The following is a 23,381-nucleotide window of genomic DNA, read 5'->3' on the forward strand; positions in this document are numbered from 1 at the left end:
ATTATTTAACGGCAGTCAATCTGAATTCGTAAGATTCCATGATTTGGTTACAAAGTAATTTTTTGCAGGCCTCGTCTACTTTCGCGCTTGCAGCAGCTTCACTGTCTGCACTCACTTCTAAAGTAATGTGTTTTCCAATACGCACATTTTCAATCTCTGAAAGATTTAAATTTTTCATTGAACCTGTAACCGCTTTTCCTTGTGGATCTAATAATGCTTTCATCGGCATTACATCAATATCTGCAATAAACTTTGCCATGTGTTTTTTAAATTTTGAGCAACAAAAATAGAATTAAACTTTATTCTTTAAAAATATGTTATTCACAATACTTACTAAAATATAAAGGACAATTACCAGGGGAATAGCGACAAATTTCAGCAGCGCTACAAGTACTGCTGTTACTGCAAGAAATGAATAAACTAATTTATTAGTAAGCCAGCTAAAGTTTTTGAATTTTAAAGCAAACAATGGAATCTCAGCAACAAGAAGAATACTAAAAACTACCGTAATGCCCACTAAAAACCAGGAAAGTACCGGAAGGAGGTCTTTATATTCCAGTAGATTTAATCCCTGGCTTTCGATCTGTGCCTGCGCAATTAATGGAAAAGAACAGATTACCATGGTATTAGCAGGAGTTGGCAAGCCTATAAAGGAATCTGACTGACGTGTATCGTTATTAAACTTTGCGAGGCGAATGCAGGAAAAAACAGTAATAATAAAACCCAGGTAGGGAATGAGAGAATCTGTTTTTGCCTCTGTACCCGTAAAAATATCCGTTAAATAAAGAGGCGCAAGAGTAAAACTTAACATCTTAAACATAACTACACCTGGCACCACACCAAAAGTAACCATATCGGCCAGGCTATCGAGATCTTTCCCTATGGGAGAACTTACTTTTAAAGCGCGCGCTGCAAATCCATCAAAGAAGTCAAGCACTAAAGATATCCCTACAAAATATGCGGCCCAAACCAGGTTACCATTAAAGGCCTGTACCAATGCCAGACAACCGCAGAAAAGGTTTCCTAAAGTGAGGGTATTGGGTATGTTTTTTTTTATCATTTAGGGTTACAACAATTTACCGCTTAACTCTTCCCACTTCTCCATTTCCGATTCCAGGTCTTTTTTTAGTTTTTCGTAGTTAGCGAAAAATGTTTTATCGTTCATCAGCTTCTCGTATTCTGCAGCATCTGATAACTTATCGTCGCAATCTTTAATTTTAATTTCCAGTGCGCTGATAGTTTCTTCTGCTTTTTTTATAGCGTTGCGAATTTGTTTTTGGTCTGCACTCTTCTCCACTGCGCCCGGAGTGACAGACTTTTCGCCGCTTGCAGGGACGGCTTTTTTAGGCTCTTCAACATCCTGCACTCTTCCTGTTTTATCGAGATCTAATTGATTTAAACGTTCTACTTTACGAATCTGCATAAACTCTTCAATATCGCATAAGTACTCTTTTACATGACCCTCGCGAAATTCAAACAGGCGGTTACAGATACCTTTCATAAAATCTCTATCGTGACTTACCATAATCACCGTTCCTTCGTAATCAATCAAAGCACGCTTTAAAATATCTTTCGAACGAATGTCCAGGTGATTCGTTGGCTCATCCATTAAGAGAAGATTATAAGGCTCCAATAATAACTTACACAGAGCTAAACGTCCGCGTTCTCCCCCACTTAATACCTGAACTTTTTTATCGATGTCATCACCGCGAAACAAAAAGGATCCTAATAATCCCCTTACCTGGCGACGCACATCACCCACCGCAGCTTCATCAATGGTTTCAAAAACAGTTTTCTTTGGATCTAATTTTTCTTCCTGATCTTGTTCAAAGTAACCCATCATTACACTGTGTCCTAATTGCACAATACCATCATGCTCTACTTTCTTCGCGATCATTTTCATCATCGTAGATTTTCCTTCACCATTACGTCCAACTAATCCTATCTTCTCTCCTTTTGTAATGATAAATTCAGCCCCACCAAAAATGTGTTTAGGTCCGTAACTTTTACCCGCGCCTTCCACCGTTAATACAATTTTACCGCTGTGGGCAGGTGCCGGGAAACGAAAATTCATACTTTGCGAATCGTCATCGTCCACCTCAACACGTTCCATTTTATCTAATTTTTTAATCAACGATTGCGCAAAGGCAGCTTTACTGGCTTTTGCACGGTTTCTGTCAATTAGAGTTTCATACTGATCAATTATTCTTTGTTGATTTTTCGCAGCATTCTCTTGTTGTTCTCTTCTCTCGGCACGAAGCACCAAATAATGAGAATAGTTTGTCTTGTAATCGTAAATTTTTTGATTGGAAATTTCAATGGTACGGTTAGTCACTGCATCCAAAAATGTTTTATCGTGACTGATCAGCATCACTGCACCCGCAAAAGTTTGCATGAATTCTTCCAGCCACATGATCGCTTCAATATCCAGGTGATTGGTAGGTTCATCTAATAAAAGAATATCCGGTTTTTGTAAAAGTAATTTCGCTAATTCTATACGCATTCTCCAACCTCCACTGAATTCAGCAGTTTGACGATTAAAGTCTTTACGGTCAAATCCAAGGCCTTTTAAAATCTTTTCAATCTCTTCGTGAACGTTGTTTACTCCCAACATATCAAGACGCGCATATACCTCGGTTTGCTCTTCAATCAGCAAAGTATACTCTTTGCTTTCGTAATCTGTGCGGGTTTCAAACTGATGGCCTATCTCAATAATTCTTAATTCCAGTTTTTGAATTTCCTCAAAAGCCGATTCTGTTTCTTCAAACACAGTGCGACCATGCTGATGGATCATATCCTGCGGCAAATATCCAATCTTGCAGGATTTTGGCATAGAGATTTCTCCCTTGGTTGGATTTTGATTTCCCGACAATACTTTTAATAATGTGGATTTACCTGCGCCGTTTTTTCCAGCTAAACCAATCCTGTCTTTAGGATTTATTAAAAAAGAAATATTATCGAATAAGTCGTAACCACCAAAACTCACCGTCACACCATTAACTGAGATCATCTTTACCTTAATTTTATTAAGCTGCAAAGATAATTAATTTTAGGGGATTCTTAAAACGCAATATCTTGGGGTATTCAGAAGGAAAAACACGTGGGATTTTCTTTAACTTATCACACCATGCCGATTATTTAACTTTATTTTAGTGAAGGTTAAACCAAAGCCATAAAAGGAAATCAGAAAACTATAGTCAATACATTAAATACACCTTTTTAACTTCGTAAATACCTTTTGAAGTTTAGGATTAACAGGGAAATTTAATTTCACCCCTGGATTTTTAGAACTATTTTCAATCCGGGAATCCGTGTCGGGATGGGTACTCAGGTACTTCATATACTGCGGCATTTCGGCATTTTCTTCTTTTAAAAGCTGAAGCAAATCCAACATGCCTTTCGGACTTACTTTGTTATTTACCATAATGTCCAAACCATTATCATCCGCTTCGGTTTCGAGCTCTCTTGAGTAATCAAGTTGTTTAAACTCACTGGCTTTTGAAAGCACTACAGAACTTACACCATTTGCATCGCCTACTATGCTTGAAATCGCAATGCCTGTAGCGGCACTTCTGCAAATGCTTTTTAAAGAATGGCGGTTTGTTACGTGCGTTACTTCATGTCCTAACAAGGCAACCAACTCTTCGTAAGAATTCATCTTGTCCAGAATACCTGAATACACGAAAATTTTTCCGCCTGGCAGGGCAAAGGCATTGATATCCCTTGATTCGATGACCCTGGCATCAATAGTGTAAGTTTCGTCAAGATCCAAGTGTTTTACAAATTCATTCAAATAGTAAGTGGCTGAATCGTTTAGTTCATTTTGCTGTTCGTAAACTTTTGCGATATTTTCTCCTATCTGAACTTCAGTTTCCACTGGAATAAGTGCAGTTGCTTTTTCGCCCACCCAGGGTAAAAAGTAAAATATAAAAAGTACCACCAGCAAAGACAAAATCAAAAAAGCGATGAGGCCAAACGTTACAATTCCTTTGTATTGAAAGGATTTAGGTTCTGCAACACTTTCCTGCCCTGAACAAATCCTATAAATTTTTTCCGCTAAAGGACCTTCACATTCAATAGTTTGATGTGGTTCGGGTCCAAATTTTAACACTGCCTGAGAGCCTTGCCATTGGGAGGACTTAAGCGACTTTAAATTCCAGATTAAGAGATCGTTTTTTGTATTTTGAAGAAAGATGTGGAGCATGGTGCCTTCCAAATGAAGGTTACACTCAATCTGTTGATCTGAAAAACCGTTGCGATAAATTCCTTTTCCTTCCAAAGTGTAATTAATTATAAATCTATTATTTGTACTTGCTTGCGTGAAAGCCATTTTGCAAATGTGCCTTTCTCGACTACGCTCGAATTGACACTGCAATATGAGGTACGGTTGTGCGTAGTCGATGTCACCTCGAACCGGATTAACATCCAGTGGATGTTAAGGCCAGCTTGTGCGTAGTCGAAATGCTAATTCAAATCATATTGTATTTCGGTCATCTTTTCCAGCTCCATTAAAAATTCGGTATCAATGGCGATCTTATTTTTCTTCGAGAAAAGGCGAATGTTTTGATGTTGCTCTTCATCTTCCACATAAAATTCAACACTGCTTTTACCTTCAAATCGGTTCATCAAAGCCTCTAATTTTAAAACCATTGGTTCATCCAGACTTGTTAATTTTATTTTGAGTTTAATTAAACTGAAAGCGTTCTTCTTTACTTCATCCAGTAATTCAATTTTACTTAGTTTAATTTCTAAACTACCAGGTTGGTTGTAGCGCTCTTGCACACGGGCTTTCACAAAAATGAAAAGTCCCTTTACCATGTATTTATTGTACTCCACAAAATCTTTCCCAAAAAGCATTAACTCAACGCTTCCATTGTAATCTTCAATAATTAATTTTCCAAAAGCGTTCCCTGTTTTGCTGGTGCGGTTTTCAAATCCAGTAACAATTCCACCAAAAATAACCTCACGGTTTTTAAAAGGTTCTAGTCCCGCTTTTAATTGGGCGCAGTTGGCATTACAGCGGTGTTCAATAATAGCTTTATAAGGATCGAGCGGGTGTCCGCTGATAAAAAACCCTACCACTTCTTTTTCACGGCTCAATTGTTCAAGCGCACTCCAGGGCTCTACTTTGGAGGGAAGTTGTGGTTCCGAAATTTCAACTTCGTCCTCTCCACCAAACAAGCTTGCTTGCGATGTATCGTTCCCTAAACTCATCTGGTTACTGTACTTGATCATCTTGTCCGTCAAGGTTAAACCATCAGCAATGTCAGGAACAAAAAACATAGCGCGGTGCAACCCTTCAAAGCTATCGAAGCCCCCGGCAAGCGCTAATCCTTCTAAAGATTTTTTATTGATGCTTTTACTATCTAAACGTTTTGCGAGATCAAATACAGAAACAAATTTCCCTTCCGCATTTCTCTGATCAATAATGTTTTTTACCGTGTTCTCCCCTACTCCTTTTATACTGGCCATTCCAAAACGAATGTCTCCATTAGCCGTTACCATGAATTTTGAAAACCCTTCGTTAATATCCGGACCCAAAACACGAATACCCATACGTTTACATTCTTCCATAAAGAAGGCTATGGCTTCAATACTTCCAGAGTGGTTCAAGGTAGAAGCCATGTACTCTGCAGGATAATGCGCTTTTAAATAAGCCGTCTGAAAAGCTACATAAGCGTAACAAGTTGAGTGAGATTTATTAAAGGCATAGGATGCAAAAGCTTCCCAATCTTTCCAAACTTTTTCTAAAACTTTTGCATCGTGCCCGTTCTTGGTTGCGTTCTCAATAAATAAAGGTTTGAGTTTATCCAAAGTCTTTTTGTCCTTCTTCCCCATGGCCTTACGCAAAACGTCGGCGTCGCCCTTGGTAAAGTTTGCCAACTTCTGGCTCAAACGCATTACCTGTTCCTGGTAAACGGTAATGCCATAGGTTTCCTGCAGGTATTCATCCATGCCTTCAAGGTCATAGGCAACAGGTTCGCGGCCATGTTTACGATTGATATAACTTGGGATGTAAGCAATAGGTCCCGGGCGGTATAAGGCATTCATCGCGATTAAATCCGTAAAACTATCCGGCTTTAAGTCTTTAAGGGATTTTTGCATTCCCGCACTTTCATACTGGAAAATACCATTTGTTTCACCCCGTTGAAAAAGCTCGTAAGTCTTTTCATCTTCAAGTGAAATCGCATCAATATCAATTTCGATGCCCTGTGTTTGTTTGATGAAGGAGATCGCGTCTTTAATAATAGTGAGCGTGCGAAGACCAAGGAAGTCCATTTTTAATAAACCCGCACTTTCAGCAACGGAGTTATCAAATTGCGTCACTAACATGTCACTGTCTTTACCTTTTGTAACAGGAACATATTTCATCATTTCGCCCGGAGTAATGATCACTCCGCAGGCGTGGATTCCAGTGTTACGCAGACAGCCTTCCAATTCGTAAGCTTGTTTTAAAACTTTCGCTTTATCACCCGGCTCATCCATTAATTTTCTAAAGGCATTAGACTGTTCGATAACCTCGCGCTTACCTTCAATCTTACCAAGGTACTTGGCATCAATGCCTCCCGGTTTTAGTAAAGCCCTGAGTTTGGCATCGAGACTATCGGGAAACATTTTTGTAAGACTGTTAGCATCATCCAAAGGAAGATTTAAAACACGCGCTGTATCTTTGATAGCAGACTTGCCCCCCATGGTACCGTAAGTGATAATTTGCGCTACCTGGCTCGAGCCATATTTATTAATTACATAATCAATTACCAAGCCACGACCTTCATCATCGAAGTCAATATCTATATCGGGCATGGAAATACGATCAGGATTTAAGAACCTTTCGAAGAGGAGATCAAACTTGATCGGATCCACATTGGTAATTCCTAAACAATAGGCAATTGCAGAACCCGCGGCAGATCCACGTCCCGGCCCCACCGACACACCAAGCCTTCTTGCCTCAGTGATAAAATCAGCCACAATTAAAAAGTAACCGGGATATCCCATTCTTTCAATCGTTGCTAATTCAAAATCGATACGTTCTTTAATTTTAGGCGTAAGATCAGGGTAACGTTTTGCGGCACCAATGTAGGTGAGTTCGGTCATGTAAACGAACTGTTCAGCAATCACGCGCATTTCCGCTTTTAATTCAGCAACAGCTTCTTCGTTTAAATTTTTTGCAGTCCAGTCTTTTTCTTTTAATGCCACAATGCGATGAAAAGAATCTGTGATTTCCTGCGCCTTGCTGTCAATAAAGTCTTGTGCAATTTCAAATTTTGGAAGGAGTACTTCGCGTCCTAATTTAAACTGTTCTATTTTATCAACGATCAGATTGGTGTTGTTCAAAGCCTCCGGAAGATCTCTGAAGAGAGCCGCCATCTCAGCTGTTGACTTAAAATAAAATTCGTCTGTCGGAAAAAACAAACGTCCTAATTTTGGATTATTTTTTAAATTTTTCAGGGCCGCATCATCTTCAAAATTTAAGCCTTCTTTTACACCAATTAAAATATCGCGTGAAAAGGCACCTTTTTTATCCAGGTAATAATTACTGTTAGCTGCAAAATAATTTACCTCGTGTTTTTTAGCGAATTTTAATAAAATTTCATTGGCATATTCTTCATCACGCGTTTGGTACTGACGATTGATCTCCACATAAAAATCTTCCCCAAACTGCTCCTTGTACCATAAAAACACTTCTTCCCCCTGCTGTTCCCCCTGATTGATAATGGTGGAAGGCACTTCCGAATTTAAAGATCCTGTCGTCGCGATCAATCCTTCCTTATATTTCACAAGAAGATTTTTGTCGATGCGAGGCACGTAATAAGCGCCATCAATTAATCCCATAGAACTGATACGGCATAAGTTTTCATAGCCCTTCCTATTCTTTGCTATTAAAACCTGGGTGCAACCGTTATCTTTTTTTGTTTTGTCTTTGTGATCAGCGCAAACATTTACTTCGCAACCAATAATACATTTTAATTCTGTTTTTTTCTCGCCAACTGCCTCTCCCTTTTCGATGGCAGCATTGTGCTCCTTTATTTTTTTATTTTGGGCATCGATTTCCTTCCAGAACAAAAACGCGCCATACATATTACCGTGATCGGTAAGGGCAACACCCGGACTGCCAAACTCAAGAGCTTTCGCCACAAGGCTTACCACATCGCTGGTAGATTGAAGCACAGAAAATTGCGTATGATTATGCAGGTGACTGAAACGTAGCTGTGAAACATCTACTTCCTTTATATTTGCGGCAGAAACAAGTTTTTCCGCCTCTTCTTTTTTCTTTGCTTCTTCCCTCTCCTTTTCTTCCTGAGCTTTGCGATCTCTCCAATAATTTTCGTGCTTAATGAGTTCGGTAAAATCAGGAGCAACGTAACTAATTGCTGGGAGCAGATCGGCAGTTATCTCCTTAACTTTAGTGATACCGCGTTTGATAATTTCAAAGAAAACCTTCGTAGTTGCTTCAACGTCAAAAGCCGCATTGTGAGCTTCATCGAAGCCTTTATTAAATAATTTCTGGTAGAGTTCGGTTAAAGTGGGCCATTTAAATTTCCCCCCTCTTCCACCCGGAATGGCGCAATAGTCTGTTGTTTGATCATTCTTGGTATCAATAAAAGGTTTGTTTTCAAGAACATTCGGAAAGCCTACTCTATATAGCTCTGCTCCAATTATATTAATATCAAATTCAATATTATGTCCACACAGGTAGCTGGTTTGACCTACCGCTTCTATAAACTTTTGAAGCGTCTGCTTTAATTCATGTCCCTCTTCGTTGGCGCGTTCGTTCGTAATGCCATGAATCTGGATAGTAGCAAAAGGGATGGTATAGCCTTCGGGCCTGACAATAATAGAATCGTGCTGTAACAAATTTCCCTGTGCATCGTGCAATTGCCAGGCAATTTGTACCATTCGCGGCCAGTTATCGGAATCAGATACCGGGGCATTATAATTTTTTGGTAAACCTGTTGTTTCGGTATCAAAAATTAAGAACATATCATTTTATAATTTGTGGATTACAATTTATAAGTAGCAAAACGCTGATAAAGGCGCTACCAGATCTTATAAACTGGAAACTTTAAAGTTAGTGAATATAATTTGCCTGCTTTTTAAGTGTTGAAAAATTTGAAAAGTTTAAGAGCGTTCTGAAATAAAAAAAACCGGAATTATCCACCGTAGTGCATTCTGTTAATTTTCAGCCAAATACATTTCAATAATAGGTTTTGTCATTTCCCGTAAACTATTATCTTTGCAAGTCTTAAAAAAATTGTAAAGTAAATAATGGATAAGCAAAACAATGTTCAACAACAAGTTGATGCAGAAAGAAAAAAAGAACACGTTAGTGTTTTAGAAAGAATCAGGAGAAGAACCGGATTATTAGTAGGTATAGTTGGACTCGCCCTCGTGATCTTTATCTTAGAAAGCCTTTTAGGTTCAGGTGCGTCCATCTTTGGTGGCAACGACCTGGCTTATGCAGGATCTATTAACGGAAAAAAAATTGATAGACAGGAGTTTGCAAGTCGCTACGAAATGCAAATGAATAACTACCGTCAAAGAAACCAGGGTAAAGAACCAGATGCAGGAACAAGAAATCAGGCTATCGAGGCTATCTGGCAAAATTACATCGGTGAGTTGGTTCTGAAGCCACAGTTCCGGAAAATGGGTCTTGACGTTGGCGAAGACGAACTTTATGAAAATGTAGTAGTAAATCCTGCTCAATCGATCATTCAAAACTTATCCGACCAAAATGGTCGCGTAAACGAACAATTCGCCCGTCCCGATGGAAGTCTTGATCTTGTTAAGTGGAGACAAGCCGTTCAAAGTGTTACTGGCGATAATGAGATGGCTGTTCGTAATATGGAATTACAGGTAAGAGATACCCGTTTTTTTGAAAAATTCAGAACCCTTGTTACTAAAGGCTTGTACGTAACCAAAGCTGAAGCGAAACAAAATTTTCACGATATGAGCGATAGATACTCAGTAAGTTACGTGGTGAAAAAATTTACTTCAGTAAGCGACAGTACAATCAAGGTTTCAGATTCAGACATTCAGAAATATTACAACGATCATTCATACCTTTATTCAAATTTAGAAACTACCCGCTCGGTTGAATACGTAACATTTAACGTTTTACCTAGTCCGGCAGATCTTGCAGCTGTTGAAGCAGACGCTAAGCGTGCCGCTTCTGCTTTTAAAGGAAAAACTATTGCAGAAGACAGCTTATTTCTTGCACAGGAAAGTGAAAACGGGTCTATCATTATTCAGGATTTTAACAAAAAGTCAATGATTATCCGTGATTCCAGTGTATTTACAGCTGCTCCCGGAACTGTGTTTGGTCCTTATAACGAAGGTGCTTATTTCAAAATTTATAAACTTGAAGCTATCAACCAGGTAGCCGATAGCGCCAGAATTCGCCATATCCTCGTAGGTCTTAACGATCCTCAAACTGGTCAACAAAAACGTTCTTTACAAATGGCTAAAAGAGAAGCTGATAGTGTATTGGTTCTTTTAAAAGAGAAAAAAGTTTCTTTCGACAGTCTTGTAATGAGTTATAGTGATGACGGAGGAAGTAAAACAAATGGTGGTGACTACGGCTGGTTTGACGAGAACGCAAGGTACGTTCAACCTTTTAAAGATGCCGGTTTAATGGGTACTAAAGGAAACATCTCGGTTGTTGCAACAGAGTTTGGCTACCACATTATAGAAGTTTTAGATGTAAGTAAAACACGTCACAACAGTTATAAAGTTGCTCAGATTTTTAAACTTATTGCTCCAAGCGACGAAACCAATCAGGCGATTTTTGCAACTGCCAGTCAGTTTGCTGGAGAAAATAGTACTGCTGAAGCTTTTGATAAAGCAGTAGTGGCACAAAAATTAGTACCACGCGTAGCTGACAATATTAAAGACGGTGAATATACCCTTTCTGGGTTAGATGGCGCTAAAGACATGGTAAAATGGGCTTATACTGCTAATAAAGGAGACGTAAGTCTTTTTTCCCTGGCTGATAAACACATTGTTGTGAAACTGAAAGGTATAAGAAACAAGGGTATTTTACCACTGGATGAAGTAAAACAAGACGTTACTAACAGAGCTATTCAAAAGAAAAAAGAAGAGCGTTTTACTGAAGAATTCAATACTAAAGCAGCAAATGAAAAGAGTATTGAAAGTATTGCAGCAAAAATGGGGCTTGAACTTCTGAAATCTGAGAACGTAACTTTTCACAGTAACAATGTTGATGGTTTAGGCGCTGATGCTGCAATAGTTGGAACAGCAGCCGGAACAAAAGTTAACACGATCAGCAAAGTTAATACAGGTTACAATGGCGTTTACATGTTATGTGTAACTGCTGTGAATACAAATCCTGAACCCGTTGATTACAGTATGGATAGAAGACAAATGGAACAAATGATGATGGGAAGATCAGATTTTGATTCTTTCAACGCATTAAAAGAATTGTCGGACATTCAGTTTCATAAATCAAGAATTGAATAAACAAATTTTAAAAGTCCCCTCCGCAAGAAGGGGATTTTTTTTTGACCCCTTATAAATCTCCTATGATCATCGAAGAATTATTAAATGTGCTTGAAGAGTTTGCTCCGCTTGCATTTCAGGAAGAATATGACAATTGCGGGCTCCTAACCGGCAATAAAAAAGATCTTGCAACAGGAGCCTTGTTAACGCTTGATTGCACAGAAGAAATCGTAGACGAGGCCATACAAAAAAAGTGCAACCTCATCATTGCTCATCATCCTATTATTTTTTCAGGATTAAAAAAGCTGACAGGTGCTACCTATATAGAACGCACTATCATTAAAGCCATTCGTAACAATATTGCTATTTACGCTTGTCATACCAACCTGGATAACGTTAAACAAGGGGTGAATAAAAAAATTGCCGATAAGTTAGGTCTTGAAAATATAAACATCCTCGCTCCAAAAAATGCGCTTTTAAAAAAGATCGTCACTTTTGTACCCGCTTCTCACCACGAGCCGGTAAGCCAGGCTTTGTTTAACAATGGTGCCGGAACTATTGGTAATTATGATAGTTGTAGTTTTATGCTCGAAGGCACTGGCACATTCAGAGGAAATGCGACAAGTAAGCCTTTTATTGGCAAAGCAAACGCGTTAAGTAAAGAAAAGGAAATTCGACTGGAAACCATTTTTGAGTTCCACAACCAAGCCCGGATCATCTCTGCTCTTAAGGCTGCACACCCTTACGAAGAAGTGGCTTATGATATTTATAATTTGAATAACGAACACCCAATTGTGGGCAGTGGAATGATTGGCGACTTAAAAGACGCGCTTGATGAAGAAGTTTTTTTAAATCATGTTAAAACCACTTTTAAAGTTCCAACGGTAAAACACACCAAAAAGTCAGGAAAAAAGATAAAAAAGGTAGCCATTTGTGGCGGAAGTGGCCGGTTTTTATTAAAAAACGCCATAAATGCCGGGGCTGAGGCCTACATTACTTCAGATTTTAAATACCATGAGTTTTTTGATGCCGATAATAAATTGCTTTTGGTTGATACCGGACACTACGAATCGGAGCAATTTACCCCTGAAATCTTTTATGAGATAATTCAGAAAAAATTTAGTACATTTGCAATCCATTTATCGAAAATCAATACCAATCCGATAAATTATTTTTAATACTATGAGCGCAAAAATTAAAGAAAAAATAGATGCTTCGATCGAAGGAAAATTAAAAAACCTTTATCAATTACAATTAATCGACAGCAAGATCGATAAATTACGCACTATTCGTGGAGAATTACCTTTAGAGGTGAGTGATCTGGAAGATACAGTAGCTGGTCTTGAAACAAGACTTACTAATGTAACGGAAGAAGTTGCAGAGTTAGAAAATCAATTGAACGAGAAAAAACAAAACATCAAGGATTTTCAGGCTAATATTAAAAAATACGAAGCGCAACAAAACAAAGTGCGTAATAACCGTGAATACGATGCTATTACTAAAGAAATTGAATTTCAAAATTTAGAAATTCAATTGGCTGAAAAACGTACTAAAGAAGCAAAAGCGAGCGTTATCATTAAAAGCGAATTACTTGAGAAAAGTAAAATCGAATTTGAAGAACGCAGCAAAGATTTGAAAGCTAAAAAAAGTGAGCTTGAAGAAATTATTGCTGAAACTGAAAAAGACGAAAAAGAATTAATTGTAGAAAGCGAAAAAGCGGCGTCAACCATTGAAGACCGTTTATTGAATGCTTACAAACGTATTCGTGCTAATTCTCGTAACGGCCTTGCGGTTGTTGCTGTAGAACGTGATGCTTGTGGCGGTTGTTACAATAAAATTCCACCACAACGTCAATTAGACATCCGTTTAAATAAAAAAATTATTGTTTGCGAACATTGCGGGCGTGTATTGGTTGATGGTATGTTGATACCGGATTCTGGTTTAGAAGACGTTCAAAAAGAAGCGCAAAAAGCTGCTGACAAAGCTGCTGCAGATAAAGCAGAAAAATAATTTAATTTTTTTTTGAATAATTAAAATTAATCTATTACATTTGCACACCAAAAAATACAAAGCAAAATGAAAAATTAGCTTTGTCTTTTTTAAGGAGTCCAATCTCTGAAAAATTGGGAGCTTAGCTCAGCTGGTTCAGAGCACCTGCCTTACAAGCAGGGGGTCACTGGTTCGAACCCAGTAGTTCCCACGAAAAAAGCCTTACAGAAATGTAAGGCTTTTTTTTTGTAAACTTTTTGCCTTCATCAGATCATTACTAAAATTAAATGGATCAGGCGCAAAAGTTGGGATCAGGCGCAAAAGTTGTGGGGAAGAAAAAATAATCTGAATTTTACGGGGACTAAAACTAACTATGGACCCATCCTACAATGACTTTTTAAAAATAGTATTACCTAAGGGGATTCGGAAAGCTTGGATCAGGCGCAAAAGTTGTGGGGTAGAAAAAATAATCTGAATTTTACGGGGACTAAAACTAACTATGGACCCATCCTACAATGACTTTTTAAAAATAGTATTACCTAAGGGGATTCGGAAAGCTTTGGAGAGGCTGTTTTATTTTACAAAGGTCTAACCTTTATTATATCAATCCGGAAAGCTGTGGAGAAACTCTTTACTAAAATTAAGTTCAGCTGCTTTAGAGCACCTGCCATAAACACAGGGGGCATTGGTTCGTCCCGATAGCTATCGGGACAGTAGTTCCCACGAAAAAAGCCTTACAGAAATGTAAGGCTTTTTTTTTGTAAACTTTTTGCCTTCATCAGATCACCAGATCAATCCGGAAAGCTGTGGAGAGACTCACTACTAAAATTAAATTTAGCTGCTTTAGAGCAGCTGCCATAAACACAGGGGGCATTGGTTCGTCCCGATAGCTATCGGGACAGTAGTTCCCACGAAAAAAGCCTTACAGAAATGTAAGGCTTTTTTATTTTGTTTAGTGCATGATGTTTTGTCTTATCGATGTATGCGTTCAAAATCTATTTCGCCAAGACTATTTTCTTTATTATTTTTTTGTCTGAATTTTCGAACGCCATAAAATAGATTCCATTTGCTAGCATAGAGAGATCTATTGTTTCTGAACCAATCCTTAATTTATTTTGAACGTAAACGGCTTTCCCTGCGACGTCTATCACCTTCAGAGTCATGTTTTCGTTCAACCCACTAATGGAGATAACTCCTGAAGTTGGGTTTGGAAAGATTTCAATACTTGATTGCACCAGGGCTTGGTCTGTAATATCCAACAAGAAATTTTTCTGGGTCGGAATAGCCGGAGAGTTAAAGTTCTTGCAGAGAGGTGGCGCCCCACCAGCAATATTAATCGCACCTGCAACACTGTATGGAGTTCCTCCGCCGGAGCCATTGCTGGTGGGATTAAAACCGGGGCCCGGTTGAACGAACAGAGGAGATGACAAGGCATTGCTCCCGCCCATCACATACGTTTCGTAAGAGGTTGGCACTGTCCAAATACCGTTCCATTGATTGTTGCTTGGTAAGTTTGAATTGCCCTGAGGACTTATAACAGCATTATTAAGTACCAGTCCTCTTGCATGATTTTGCATGCGGTTGCCTGACCAGGTTGTAAGAAGATTCTGGCCTTCAAATTCGAACGCATGGAAGCTATTACTTAGATCGTTGCATTGGATAAAGGAACGGTAATTATTTTTACTGTGAACGAGAGTAATGAACTGATTATTCACTCCTGTGGCTGCGAGTGTGTTACTGTAAACTCCAAGATTACCCAAACTCGAAACTGCCTGAATACCCCATTGGCGCGACGGAGCAAAAATATTGTCATTTTCAACTAGAATAAGATTTGAGATAATATTGACAGGATAGGCGTTTAATCCGTTTACCGAAATGCCGCGATAAATCCGGTTTAATTTATTACTCTGTATCATGGCAGAGCCCGTTACCTGCCAAGCTGTTGTATTGCTGTTATCGTTGATGTGAATGGCCTCATTCAAAAACTCATTCGCTATGGGAGTGAGGCTGTTGATCTCGGGTCCAAAATAATTCTGTAAGACACTGATATTGGAAGCATATACACCAGTTCCGGAAGATCCGTTTACGTTGTATGATCCGCTGAGTACATTTGTCCAAAGGGCGTATGTAACGTTATTGAATTCATTCAAATTCACGTTGAAATTGAAGCGATTGGATTGAAGGTAAATGCCCATACTTCCTGGTCCATAGGGTGGATTGAGAAGGGCCTGGTGGGAACTTCTGAATATCGCGTATTGAATAGTGATATCGAAAACATTCCTTGTGCTAATAGCATTCCAGCAATCCCAGAAACGATTACCAATGCTGGTATTCGGTAAAATCGCGGGCGGACTAAGATACAGACGAGCATTCATCAGCGACGTAATGTTGTGACGTATCCCTAGTCCGCCGAACATTCCGCTAGACGTGGAGAAGTATTTTGCATTTTGGAAAACATTGTTAATAGTAATTAAACTGGCATTTGTTACATCTATTCCTATTCCCAAACCATCAAATAAATTAAATGTATTCCAACTGGATATGTTGTTGGCTCCGAAATCTATCCCGTTGGACACAACTGGAGACGATATGTTCCCAATGTTGTTTATTTCCACACCAATATTTCCCGGCTGAGAATTGTATGGAGATTTAAGATTGCTGAAGGGATAATTTTGCATAGTGTAGGGTGCGGCAAGTCCTGTTGTCGAATTAATAGCAGCTCTCAGGCCCGGTGCTGTTGTTGAAGAACTCGGCCATGAAGAAGAAGTAAATGGAAGACTCCGGCTTGTGAAAATGCATGACCTTACCAATAGACTTAAATTCGTGAGACTTCCATTCCGAACTCTGATCCCTGTATAGTTTTTATTAAAGATGGTGCCATTGAGTTCAAGAACCGGATTTGCTATCTGCGCTGTGATGTTATCAATATCCACAGCAGCGATCGCATCTTCAATAAGTGTTGAGTTGCCTCCGCCCGATCCTGATTGCAGGAAAGCTCCGTTTTGAATAACGATACCTTGCCACATTGCAGTGCTGCAGCCATACAGGTGAGAACCGAAAATCTGAAATTGCGTTCCGGGAACGGCAGTTAAAATAACGCCCGGCGCTATTACAAATTCACCGTTTGTTAATGAGATAATTCCAGGGCCCAAGGTGGTATTTTGATTGATAACAATTTGTCCGCTCAGATTTGTTCCCCCGGGAATTGCATTGGAAGTTAAGGCAACATAAGGTGATACTGTTGTTTGGGTGCAGCAGTTGTTACTAACGTTAAGACTTAATGTTTGGGACACAATGCATCCAGTATTTGGATCAGGAGCGCTGACTGTATAAACTGTAGTAGCAATAGGATTGACAGAAATGTTTTGCCCGTTTAAGTTACCTGGTTGCCAGTTGTAAGTAACATTGTATCCCAAAGTATTGCTTGCAGATAATTGTACAGATGGGAAAATATTATTGCAGAAGATGGAAGGCCCAGTGGTTGTAATTCCAAAGCTGTTTAAGATCGTAATTTGTGATATCATCGACTTTACACAGCCGGCGGAGGTTGTATAGTTGAATGTTATGGGGTAGTTTCCCGGTGCCAGCGGAGGGGACAATGTGTTAAAGTTGTAAATACCACCACTGTTAACCACACCTGGGCCATTGAATACAACCCCTGGCGCATTTACATATTGCGCCAGGTTAGTGAGCGAACTTCCATAGCACAGTGTCGCCGGAATAGTTATCACAGGGACCTGGCCTGAAGGAACGAGAGAAATATCGTCCACGTAAAAGTAGAATGGATCATTCGACCCATTTGGATTGGCACTTATGGTTAACGGCACATCGTTACCAATAATCAGACAGTTATGATTGGATGATCCGGTAAAGGTTACGGTTGCTGTAAGATGTTTCCATACCGCGTTGTCCGCAGGTGTTAATGTAAAACTGACGAGCGTTGTCAAACCGGCCGGAAATCCGGCCGGGCCGCCGAATGCGGCAATGTTAGGCGCACTCGCTAAACTTATGACAAGGTTATCGGTAGAAGCGCTAGGTCCCAAAGTCCCGTTAAATAAGCCCTTATAAGCCCAGAGGCTTACAACATAAGAACTGTTAGGCATTAACGGTGCCCCCAGAGCAGTTTTCATGCACTCACCAGTAGTGTTATTTGGGTTAATAGCTGGCCCGCCAACACCAATCATGCCCATTGTTCTATTGTTAGGGATGCCGTTCCATGAATCAGGTAAAGGACTTATTCCGGAAGGCGGAAAATCATTAATACTCCCTGCGCCTAAGCCCTGGCAATTTCTACTTTGAAGATCCGGCGACGCAATATATATTTCCCAACAATTTATGGCATTGTTAAGGATTGGACCACACACATTTGTTGAACCGCTGAGATTTTCAAAACCTCCGTTCTGCACCATATCGCAGAGGTCGGGAGGATTGCAAAAACCTATACAAGGAAAAAATGCCCAGATGTAAGTGGGGTTGCCCGTTTGACCCGCGGCGTTAATCGGTAAGTACTGCAACAGCATTGGGCCACAAGTGGTCTGCGGTCCGGCAGGCAACTGCAGAATAACACTGCCGGAAGCTACTGTAAGCCCAATGTTACCTAGCGAATAAACAGAACTAACGCAAGTGATGCCAACAGTTCCGGGAGCGTCATTATTAATAATGGTGGAAATTGGAATCGCTATTCCTGTACCGTTACTAATGTTAGGAAGAAAAGAGTAATTGGCGCCATTCAGGCCGTCGTTCACTCCCCATATTCCCGGGCCATTACAGACGCCGCCGTAGCTGGCGTTGGCGCCAGCTACCGGGCTGCTGTAATTGGCTTGTACGGTATAACCCAGATCGCACAATACAGTTCTCTCTTGCGGTTTCGGAAAACGTTTCACAGACCCGTAAGCATTAGCCATAGCAAAATACTGATTGTTATTAGCAGGATTTACAGTTGGTGAACACATGTCTTCAAAATGGCTGAGACTGGAACCAGGTTCATAACAATTGGGATGATAAAGTTTTACGTCGACAGTTGAAAAGTATCGAGGTGCCGTGGCACAATTGTTTGTGAGGTCGGTAGGAGGACAAGTATTGCCATTAATAGAGGAAACTGAGGCGTTAAAGTTATAGCTTAAGTTAAAAGTTGGACAACTGCTGTTGCTTGAAGAAAGCAGGTCTGTACCCAAATAATCTTTGAGGTGTGTGTCAAATTTGGAATAATAATTATTAGCCTGTCCGATATTGGATGAGCCGTTCGGACCAATAAGGCTGACAAAACCAAGTCCATGCATGGATTCGTGCAGCATAACAGTATAAAAATCTCTTTGAGCGCTTGGAACGATTGAAGTGCTAGTATTAAAATTCCAATTCGCATTCGGATCAATTGCAATGATTCCATGGTAAAAATTGTTAGCGCCGGTATAATTTACGATTGGAGTCGCTACGTTCAAATAACCATCGACGCCGCTGATAATTGTTTTTTCCATGAAAGTCCACGCTATCCCGGGGTTTGGACTTAACGGATTGGTTGGAAAGCAATATAACGATCCGAACGAAGCAAGTGCTGGTGAAGCTGCGTTGTCCTCAATATATAGATTAACAAAAGTAGTATTGTTGGATGTTACGTTACAAGGTGACGAAAGCGGGGAACGGATAAAACAGGATAGATCCGTGTACAACTGGCAGAGGATATTGCGCATGCTGGTGGGAGCTGGATTTGTGGAAGTTAAACCTCCTCCGAAAAAGAGTCTGAAATAACCTGCCTGACAACTCGTGGTAGGTCCGGCATTGATAGTGTTGCCTTGGGAGACGGGTTTACCCGGTTGACTGGTAGACGAAGGATTCCCCGAGAAAGGGATTTGCAGATCTTTCAACAGATACTTTTTTCCATATTGGTCATAGATGGTGTCAAAATAGCCGTTAGGTGAGTAATGTGCTCCTGGTGTTTCTTTACTTTGAGAAAATAGTTTTGCCGATAAAGTGAGAAATAGGAAGAACATGACGTAGACTTTTTTTTGATTTGAATTTTTCATTGGCGAGGGATTAATGATCAAGTTTATATTTATGAAAAAGGATAGCAATTTTTTCAAAAGTACAAGATCAAATTCCTGGAATGGGCCGTTCAAACAGTTTTCAAACCAGTGTAAAAAAAACAAGACATCACAGAACAAGGCACCCAACAAAGTGATGGGATGCTTGATAACATTAACTTAAAGGTGTTTCAGGTTTTTCAGAATGTCGGTTTTCTTACGCCGTGAAACCTCGAAGCTTTGTCGACCTATCATATGCAGAATGCAAATAGCATCTTTCGTGTAGCTTTTGATGAAATGTGTGTTGACGATCACATTTTTATTGATGCGTACAAAATTAGGACTCGTCTCCAGCGCTTTTTCAAATTTAACCAGGTCTTTGCTTGAGAAATAGTGACTGTTGTCTTTTAGAAAAAGAGTTGTAATATCGTTTTTGGTTTCAATGATTGAAATATCAGCGATGGAGATAAAAATAACATGGCCGTTATGATGCACGGAAAATTTATTTACAAGATCCTCCTGGTCGGAAAGTGTTTTCACAAAATGAAGCACGACATCATTCTGCGTATTGAGCTTAATTTTTTCAGTTGCTTTCTTTACCGCCAGGATCAGCTTATCCGAGTCAACAGGTTTCAGCATATATCCCAAAGCGTTAAATTCGAAAGCCTGCACTGCATATCTATTATAGGCCGTTACAAAGATGACCTCAAAATTAATGACAGTAAACATTTTTAAAAGATCTAACCCACTCTTTTTTGGCATTTTAATATCCAAAAAAATAAGACGTGGTTTAAAATGTAATATTTTTTCGTACGCCTCCGCTGCGCTATTGGCTTCTGACACGATCTTTACTGTATCACAATGCTTTTCCAGCAGGGTTCTTAAACTTATTCTGTTATGTTCTTCGTCGTCGACCAGAAGCGCGGAAATCATATTAATAGGTATTATGGGTTAAACGAATGAGGACTTTTGTTCCGCAAGGAGTGTTGTCAGCATTAAACAAGTCAACAATTTCCAGTTTAAAATCACCACTATTTCTAAGCAGGTTAATACTCTCAATTTTGTCAAGCGCTAATTTAGAACCCATGGATTTCCTTAAGTTAGTTATACCAGAAAGGCTTCGGCCGATACCATTATCTTCTATTACCACATAACCGAACCCCCCTTCCAAATATATACTTACGGTAAGCCGTGCAGGTTTTCCTTCAAGAGGAAGCAGGCCATGCCAGATAGCATTTTCTATAAACGGATGGGTGATCAGGGAGGGAATTAGAAAATCTTCGGGATTTATATTCTCACCAATCGAAATAGTGAATGAAAAATCATTTTTAAAACGCAACTGTTCAAGTTCAACGTTCATTTTAATGATAGACAATTCTTCATCCAGTGTGACATAATTTTTTTCAGAATATTCGAGAATTTGTCTCAGGAAATGACTGAATTTTGCTAAATATTGACTTGCTTTATCCACTTCATTTTGTAACATTAAATTCTGGATGGCTGCCAAACTATTAGAAAGAAAATGTGGATTCATTTGAGTTTTGATCACTTTTATTTCCAGTTGAGAAATACGGTTACGTAATTCAAGTTGCTCTTTTTGCTTTCGAAGTGCGCGCTTATTGCGAAAAAGTAAAAGAAGAATGATACTGGCCAATCCGATAAGTATTGCACCTATCTTTAAAACTTTATAAAGTGTATTCTTAAATGCGTTAGGATTCGGAGCTTCGTATAATGCTTTGATCTCCTGATCCGAAAGACTTCGGTGAAAGATCTGGATGTCGTCAAATGTTCCAATGGACATGCGTTCATTTTTTTTGCTGGCGCTATGTCCTATAACCAATGAATCGCTTGCCAGGAATTTTGTTTCGAAATTTTTTTCCGTTTTTTGTCTTAGTGTACCATTGGTATACAAGGCCAGATAATCAGTGTTGCAAATGATCACATAATGATACCACTTATTAAATTGAAAAGGCTCTTCGTCTACAACAGCAACTTCATCTGTAGAATCCTTAGTTGATACAGCTCCTACATGATCCATATCGGGTATATAAAAAAACGTTATGGCATTTATGAAGTCCTCTCCGGGACCATTTTTTATGGTGATCATTGGATTGTGAGTATTTCCACGGCCCAAATAATTTCTGCGATATAAATTTACCCAGAATGAAATAGTGATATTAGGTGATTTAAGAAGTGAAGATGTGCCAAGACTTAAGTAACAAGCCGGGTCTCCACGGAGGAATACGGCAGATTTTTCATTGCCAAAACGGTCAGCAATTAAGGTGGCTCCCGAATAAGTTGGATGGACCTTATTATTTTTTTCTTTTATTTGATGCTCGTTAAAATCAAAAGTCAATGCGATACTGCTGTCATGTTGAGAAAAGGCCTGTAGGAAAAAAAAACTAAATAGAATTGAATAGAATAGTGTTTTCACAAAGAAATAAATTACTTTAGTTTATATTCATAAAATCGAAAATAGTAACTGAACGGTCAAAGATCATTCTTGGATCTTTACGTCAATTTTAAGGTAGAAGTGTGTAAGCCAGATAAGTTCTATTTTTGAACAATCCGTATTATTCCTGAATTTAAACACTCCTTACTTTATACCTACGGAAAAAGGCACTAAAAGTAGATGTTTTGCTTATAACGAAGCTAATATAATTAAAAACGATGAGTTCAATAACCGTTTAAACAGTTTTTTGCACAAGGCTTGTAAAGCAAAGGTTAAGTCTGTTATTTGGAAACACCTGGTAGAAATTAAAGCCTTATTTCAATTTAAAATAAAATAGCATGAAATGACTCTATCTTTGCTGCAGTAAAAAACACAAGAACTGCCATGGGGAAGGGATTGCTTAATTTGAATTTAGTTTCGTTTATGAAATAAAAAGGCCCGGAAAAAATTCCGGGCCTTTTTTTACAAAACTTTTTGCCTTCATCAGATCACCAGATCAATCCGGAAAGCTGTGGAGAGACTCACTACTAAAATTAAATTTAGCTGCTTTAAAGCACCCTGACCTTCATTTGAAGAGATAGCTTCCTGACCAGACACAAAGTGCCTACAATTAGAATAATTCATGCAACGCTGGCACATATTGAATAACACCCCACTTGCCCTAATGAACCAACTCCCACGATCTCTGGCATCCATATTGCAGCATTGAGTTAACTAATATACTCACTATGAACAGCAACGAACTAAAATTAAAAGGCAACTGGAACGAGCTTAAAGGCAAGATCAAACAAAAATATGCCAATCTGACCGAAGACGATCTAAAGTATGAAGAAGGAAAGGATGATGAACTACTCGGACGTCTCCAGCAGAAAATCGGGAAAACAAAAGAAGAAGTTATTAGCTGGATTCAAAGCTTATAAACTTCTTGCGAAGTTCTAATTAAAAGATCAGAGTGAAACTTTGATCTTTTTTTGTTTAAACAATCGGTAGATTTATAGCGGTAACACACAAACTCAATTCTTTATGATGGAAGAACAGCAAACAAACAAAGTACAAAACGCTTTCAGGATAGTTTTAGGGATATTTATGGTGCTGGCAGGTATAGGTCACCTCACTTTTCAAAGAGCAGAATTTCAGGCCCAGGTTCCCGATTGGGTTCCCCTGAGTAAAGATCTTGTTGTGATTTTATCGGGAGTTGTAGAAGTGCTTTTTGGTTTAAGTATGCTTTTCTGGAAAAAGCAAAGAGTAAAGGTGGGTCTTGCGCTTGCTATTTTTTACGTACTTGTATTTCCAGGAAATATAGCTCAGTATCTTAATGGAATAGATGCTTTCGGACTTGATACCGACAAAGCAAGATTGATACGTTTGTTTTTTCAACCTGTTTTAATTTTTTGGGCTTTATGGTCTACCGGCGCTTTGAGCGCGCTTTTCAAAAAGAAGAAGTAACCTGAAAATATAAATCCTGT

13 protein-coding genes and 1 tRNA gene are annotated in these 23,381 nt (G+C 39.1%); 6 read left to right on the forward strand and 8 right to left on the reverse strand.

Annotation, left to right across the window (positions count from 1 at the left end; genetic code table 11):
* Position 1: 1 nt before the first annotated feature.
* From CNR22_03325 to CNR22_03345, 5 genes are all read right to left on the reverse strand, one after another.
* Positions 2-259: a phosphoribosylformylglycinamidine synthase gene (locus tag CNR22_03325; protein ID PBQ30844.1), complete on the reverse strand. Its 258-nt coding sequence runs from the start codon at positions 257-259 to the stop codon at positions 2-4.
* Positions 260-292: 33 nt separating this feature from the next.
* Positions 293-1,060 carry a CDP-diacylglycerol--serine O-phosphatidyltransferase gene (locus CNR22_03330; protein PBQ30845.1) on the reverse strand — a complete coding sequence of 256 codons (768 nt, stop codon included), beginning with the start codon at positions 1,058-1,060 and terminating at the stop codon, positions 293-295.
* A gap of 6 nt (positions 1,061-1,066) precedes the next feature.
* A complete protein-coding gene (locus CNR22_03335; GenBank protein PBQ30846.1) occupies positions 1,067-3,010 on the reverse strand; it encodes a glycosyl transferase family 2 in 1,944 nt (647 codons plus the stop codon).
* A 195-nt stretch (positions 3,011-3,205) separates the two neighbouring features.
* Positions 3,206-4,330, reverse strand: a complete 1,125-nt coding sequence (locus CNR22_03340) for a hypothetical protein (protein PBQ30847.1) — start codon at positions 4,328-4,330, stop codon at positions 3,206-3,208.
* A gap of 134 nt (positions 4,331-4,464) precedes the next feature.
* The gene (locus CNR22_03345; protein ID PBQ30848.1) at positions 4,465-8,982 is read right to left on the reverse strand and encodes a DNA polymerase III subunit alpha; all 4,518 of its coding nucleotides are present in this window, start codon (positions 8,980-8,982) and stop codon (positions 4,465-4,467) included.
* Positions 8,983-9,267: 285 nt separating this feature from the next.
* Between CNR22_03345 and CNR22_03350 the strand changes: the two genes are divergently transcribed.
* From CNR22_03350 to CNR22_03365, 4 genes are all read left to right on the forward strand, one after another.
* The gene (locus CNR22_03350) at positions 9,268-11,478 is read left to right on the forward strand and encodes a hypothetical protein (protein ID PBQ30849.1); all 2,211 of its coding nucleotides are present in this window, start codon (positions 9,268-9,270) and stop codon (positions 11,476-11,478) included.
* A gap of 62 nt (positions 11,479-11,540) precedes the next feature.
* On the forward strand, positions 11,541-12,635 hold the full coding sequence (locus CNR22_03355) for a Nif3-like dinuclear metal center hexameric protein (protein ID PBQ30850.1): 1,095 nt from the start codon (positions 11,541-11,543) through the stop codon (positions 12,633-12,635).
* 4 nt (positions 12,636-12,639) lie between these two features.
* Positions 12,640-13,467, forward strand: a complete 828-nt coding sequence (locus tag CNR22_03360) for a hypothetical protein (protein ID PBQ30851.1) — start codon at positions 12,640-12,642, stop codon at positions 13,465-13,467.
* Between the two features lie 115 nt (positions 13,468-13,582).
* A tRNA-Val gene (locus CNR22_03365) sits at positions 13,583-13,660 on the forward strand.
* A gap of 781 nt (positions 13,661-14,441) precedes the next feature.
* Here the strand turns inward: CNR22_03365 and CNR22_03370 are convergent.
* Genes CNR22_03370 through CNR22_03380 form a run of 3 tightly spaced genes read right to left on the reverse strand, consistent with a single transcriptional unit; the run spans position 14,442 to position 21,897 of the window.
* Positions 14,442-19,589, reverse strand: coding sequence for a hypothetical protein (locus CNR22_03370; GenBank protein ID PBQ30852.1), 5,148 nt, complete (start codon positions 19,587-19,589; stop codon positions 14,442-14,444).
* 54 nt (positions 19,590-19,643) lie between these two features.
* Complete coding sequence (locus CNR22_03375; protein PBQ30853.1) at positions 19,644-20,396, reverse strand: hypothetical protein; 753 nt, start codon at positions 20,394-20,396, stop codon at positions 19,644-19,646.
* A gap of 1 nt (position 20,397) precedes the next feature.
* Positions 20,398-21,897: a hypothetical protein gene (locus CNR22_03380; protein ID PBQ30854.1), complete on the reverse strand. Its 1,500-nt coding sequence runs from the start codon at positions 21,895-21,897 to the stop codon at positions 20,398-20,400.
* A 746-nt stretch (positions 21,898-22,643) separates the two neighbouring features.
* Here CNR22_03380 and CNR22_03385 point away from each other — a divergent pair.
* A complete protein-coding gene (locus tag CNR22_03385; protein ID PBQ30855.1) occupies positions 22,644-22,835 on the forward strand; it encodes a general stress protein CsbD in 192 nt (63 codons plus the stop codon).
* 103 nt (positions 22,836-22,938) lie between these two features.
* Positions 22,939-23,361: a hypothetical protein gene (locus tag CNR22_03390; protein ID PBQ30856.1), complete on the forward strand. Its 423-nt coding sequence runs from the start codon at positions 22,939-22,941 to the stop codon at positions 23,359-23,361.
* Positions 23,362-23,381: the final 20 nt, after the last annotated feature.

Source organism: Sphingobacteriaceae bacterium (assembly GCA_002319075.1).
In the GTDB taxonomy this organism is placed as follows: domain Bacteria; phylum Bacteroidota; class Bacteroidia; order B-17B0; family Aurantibacillaceae; genus Aurantibacillus.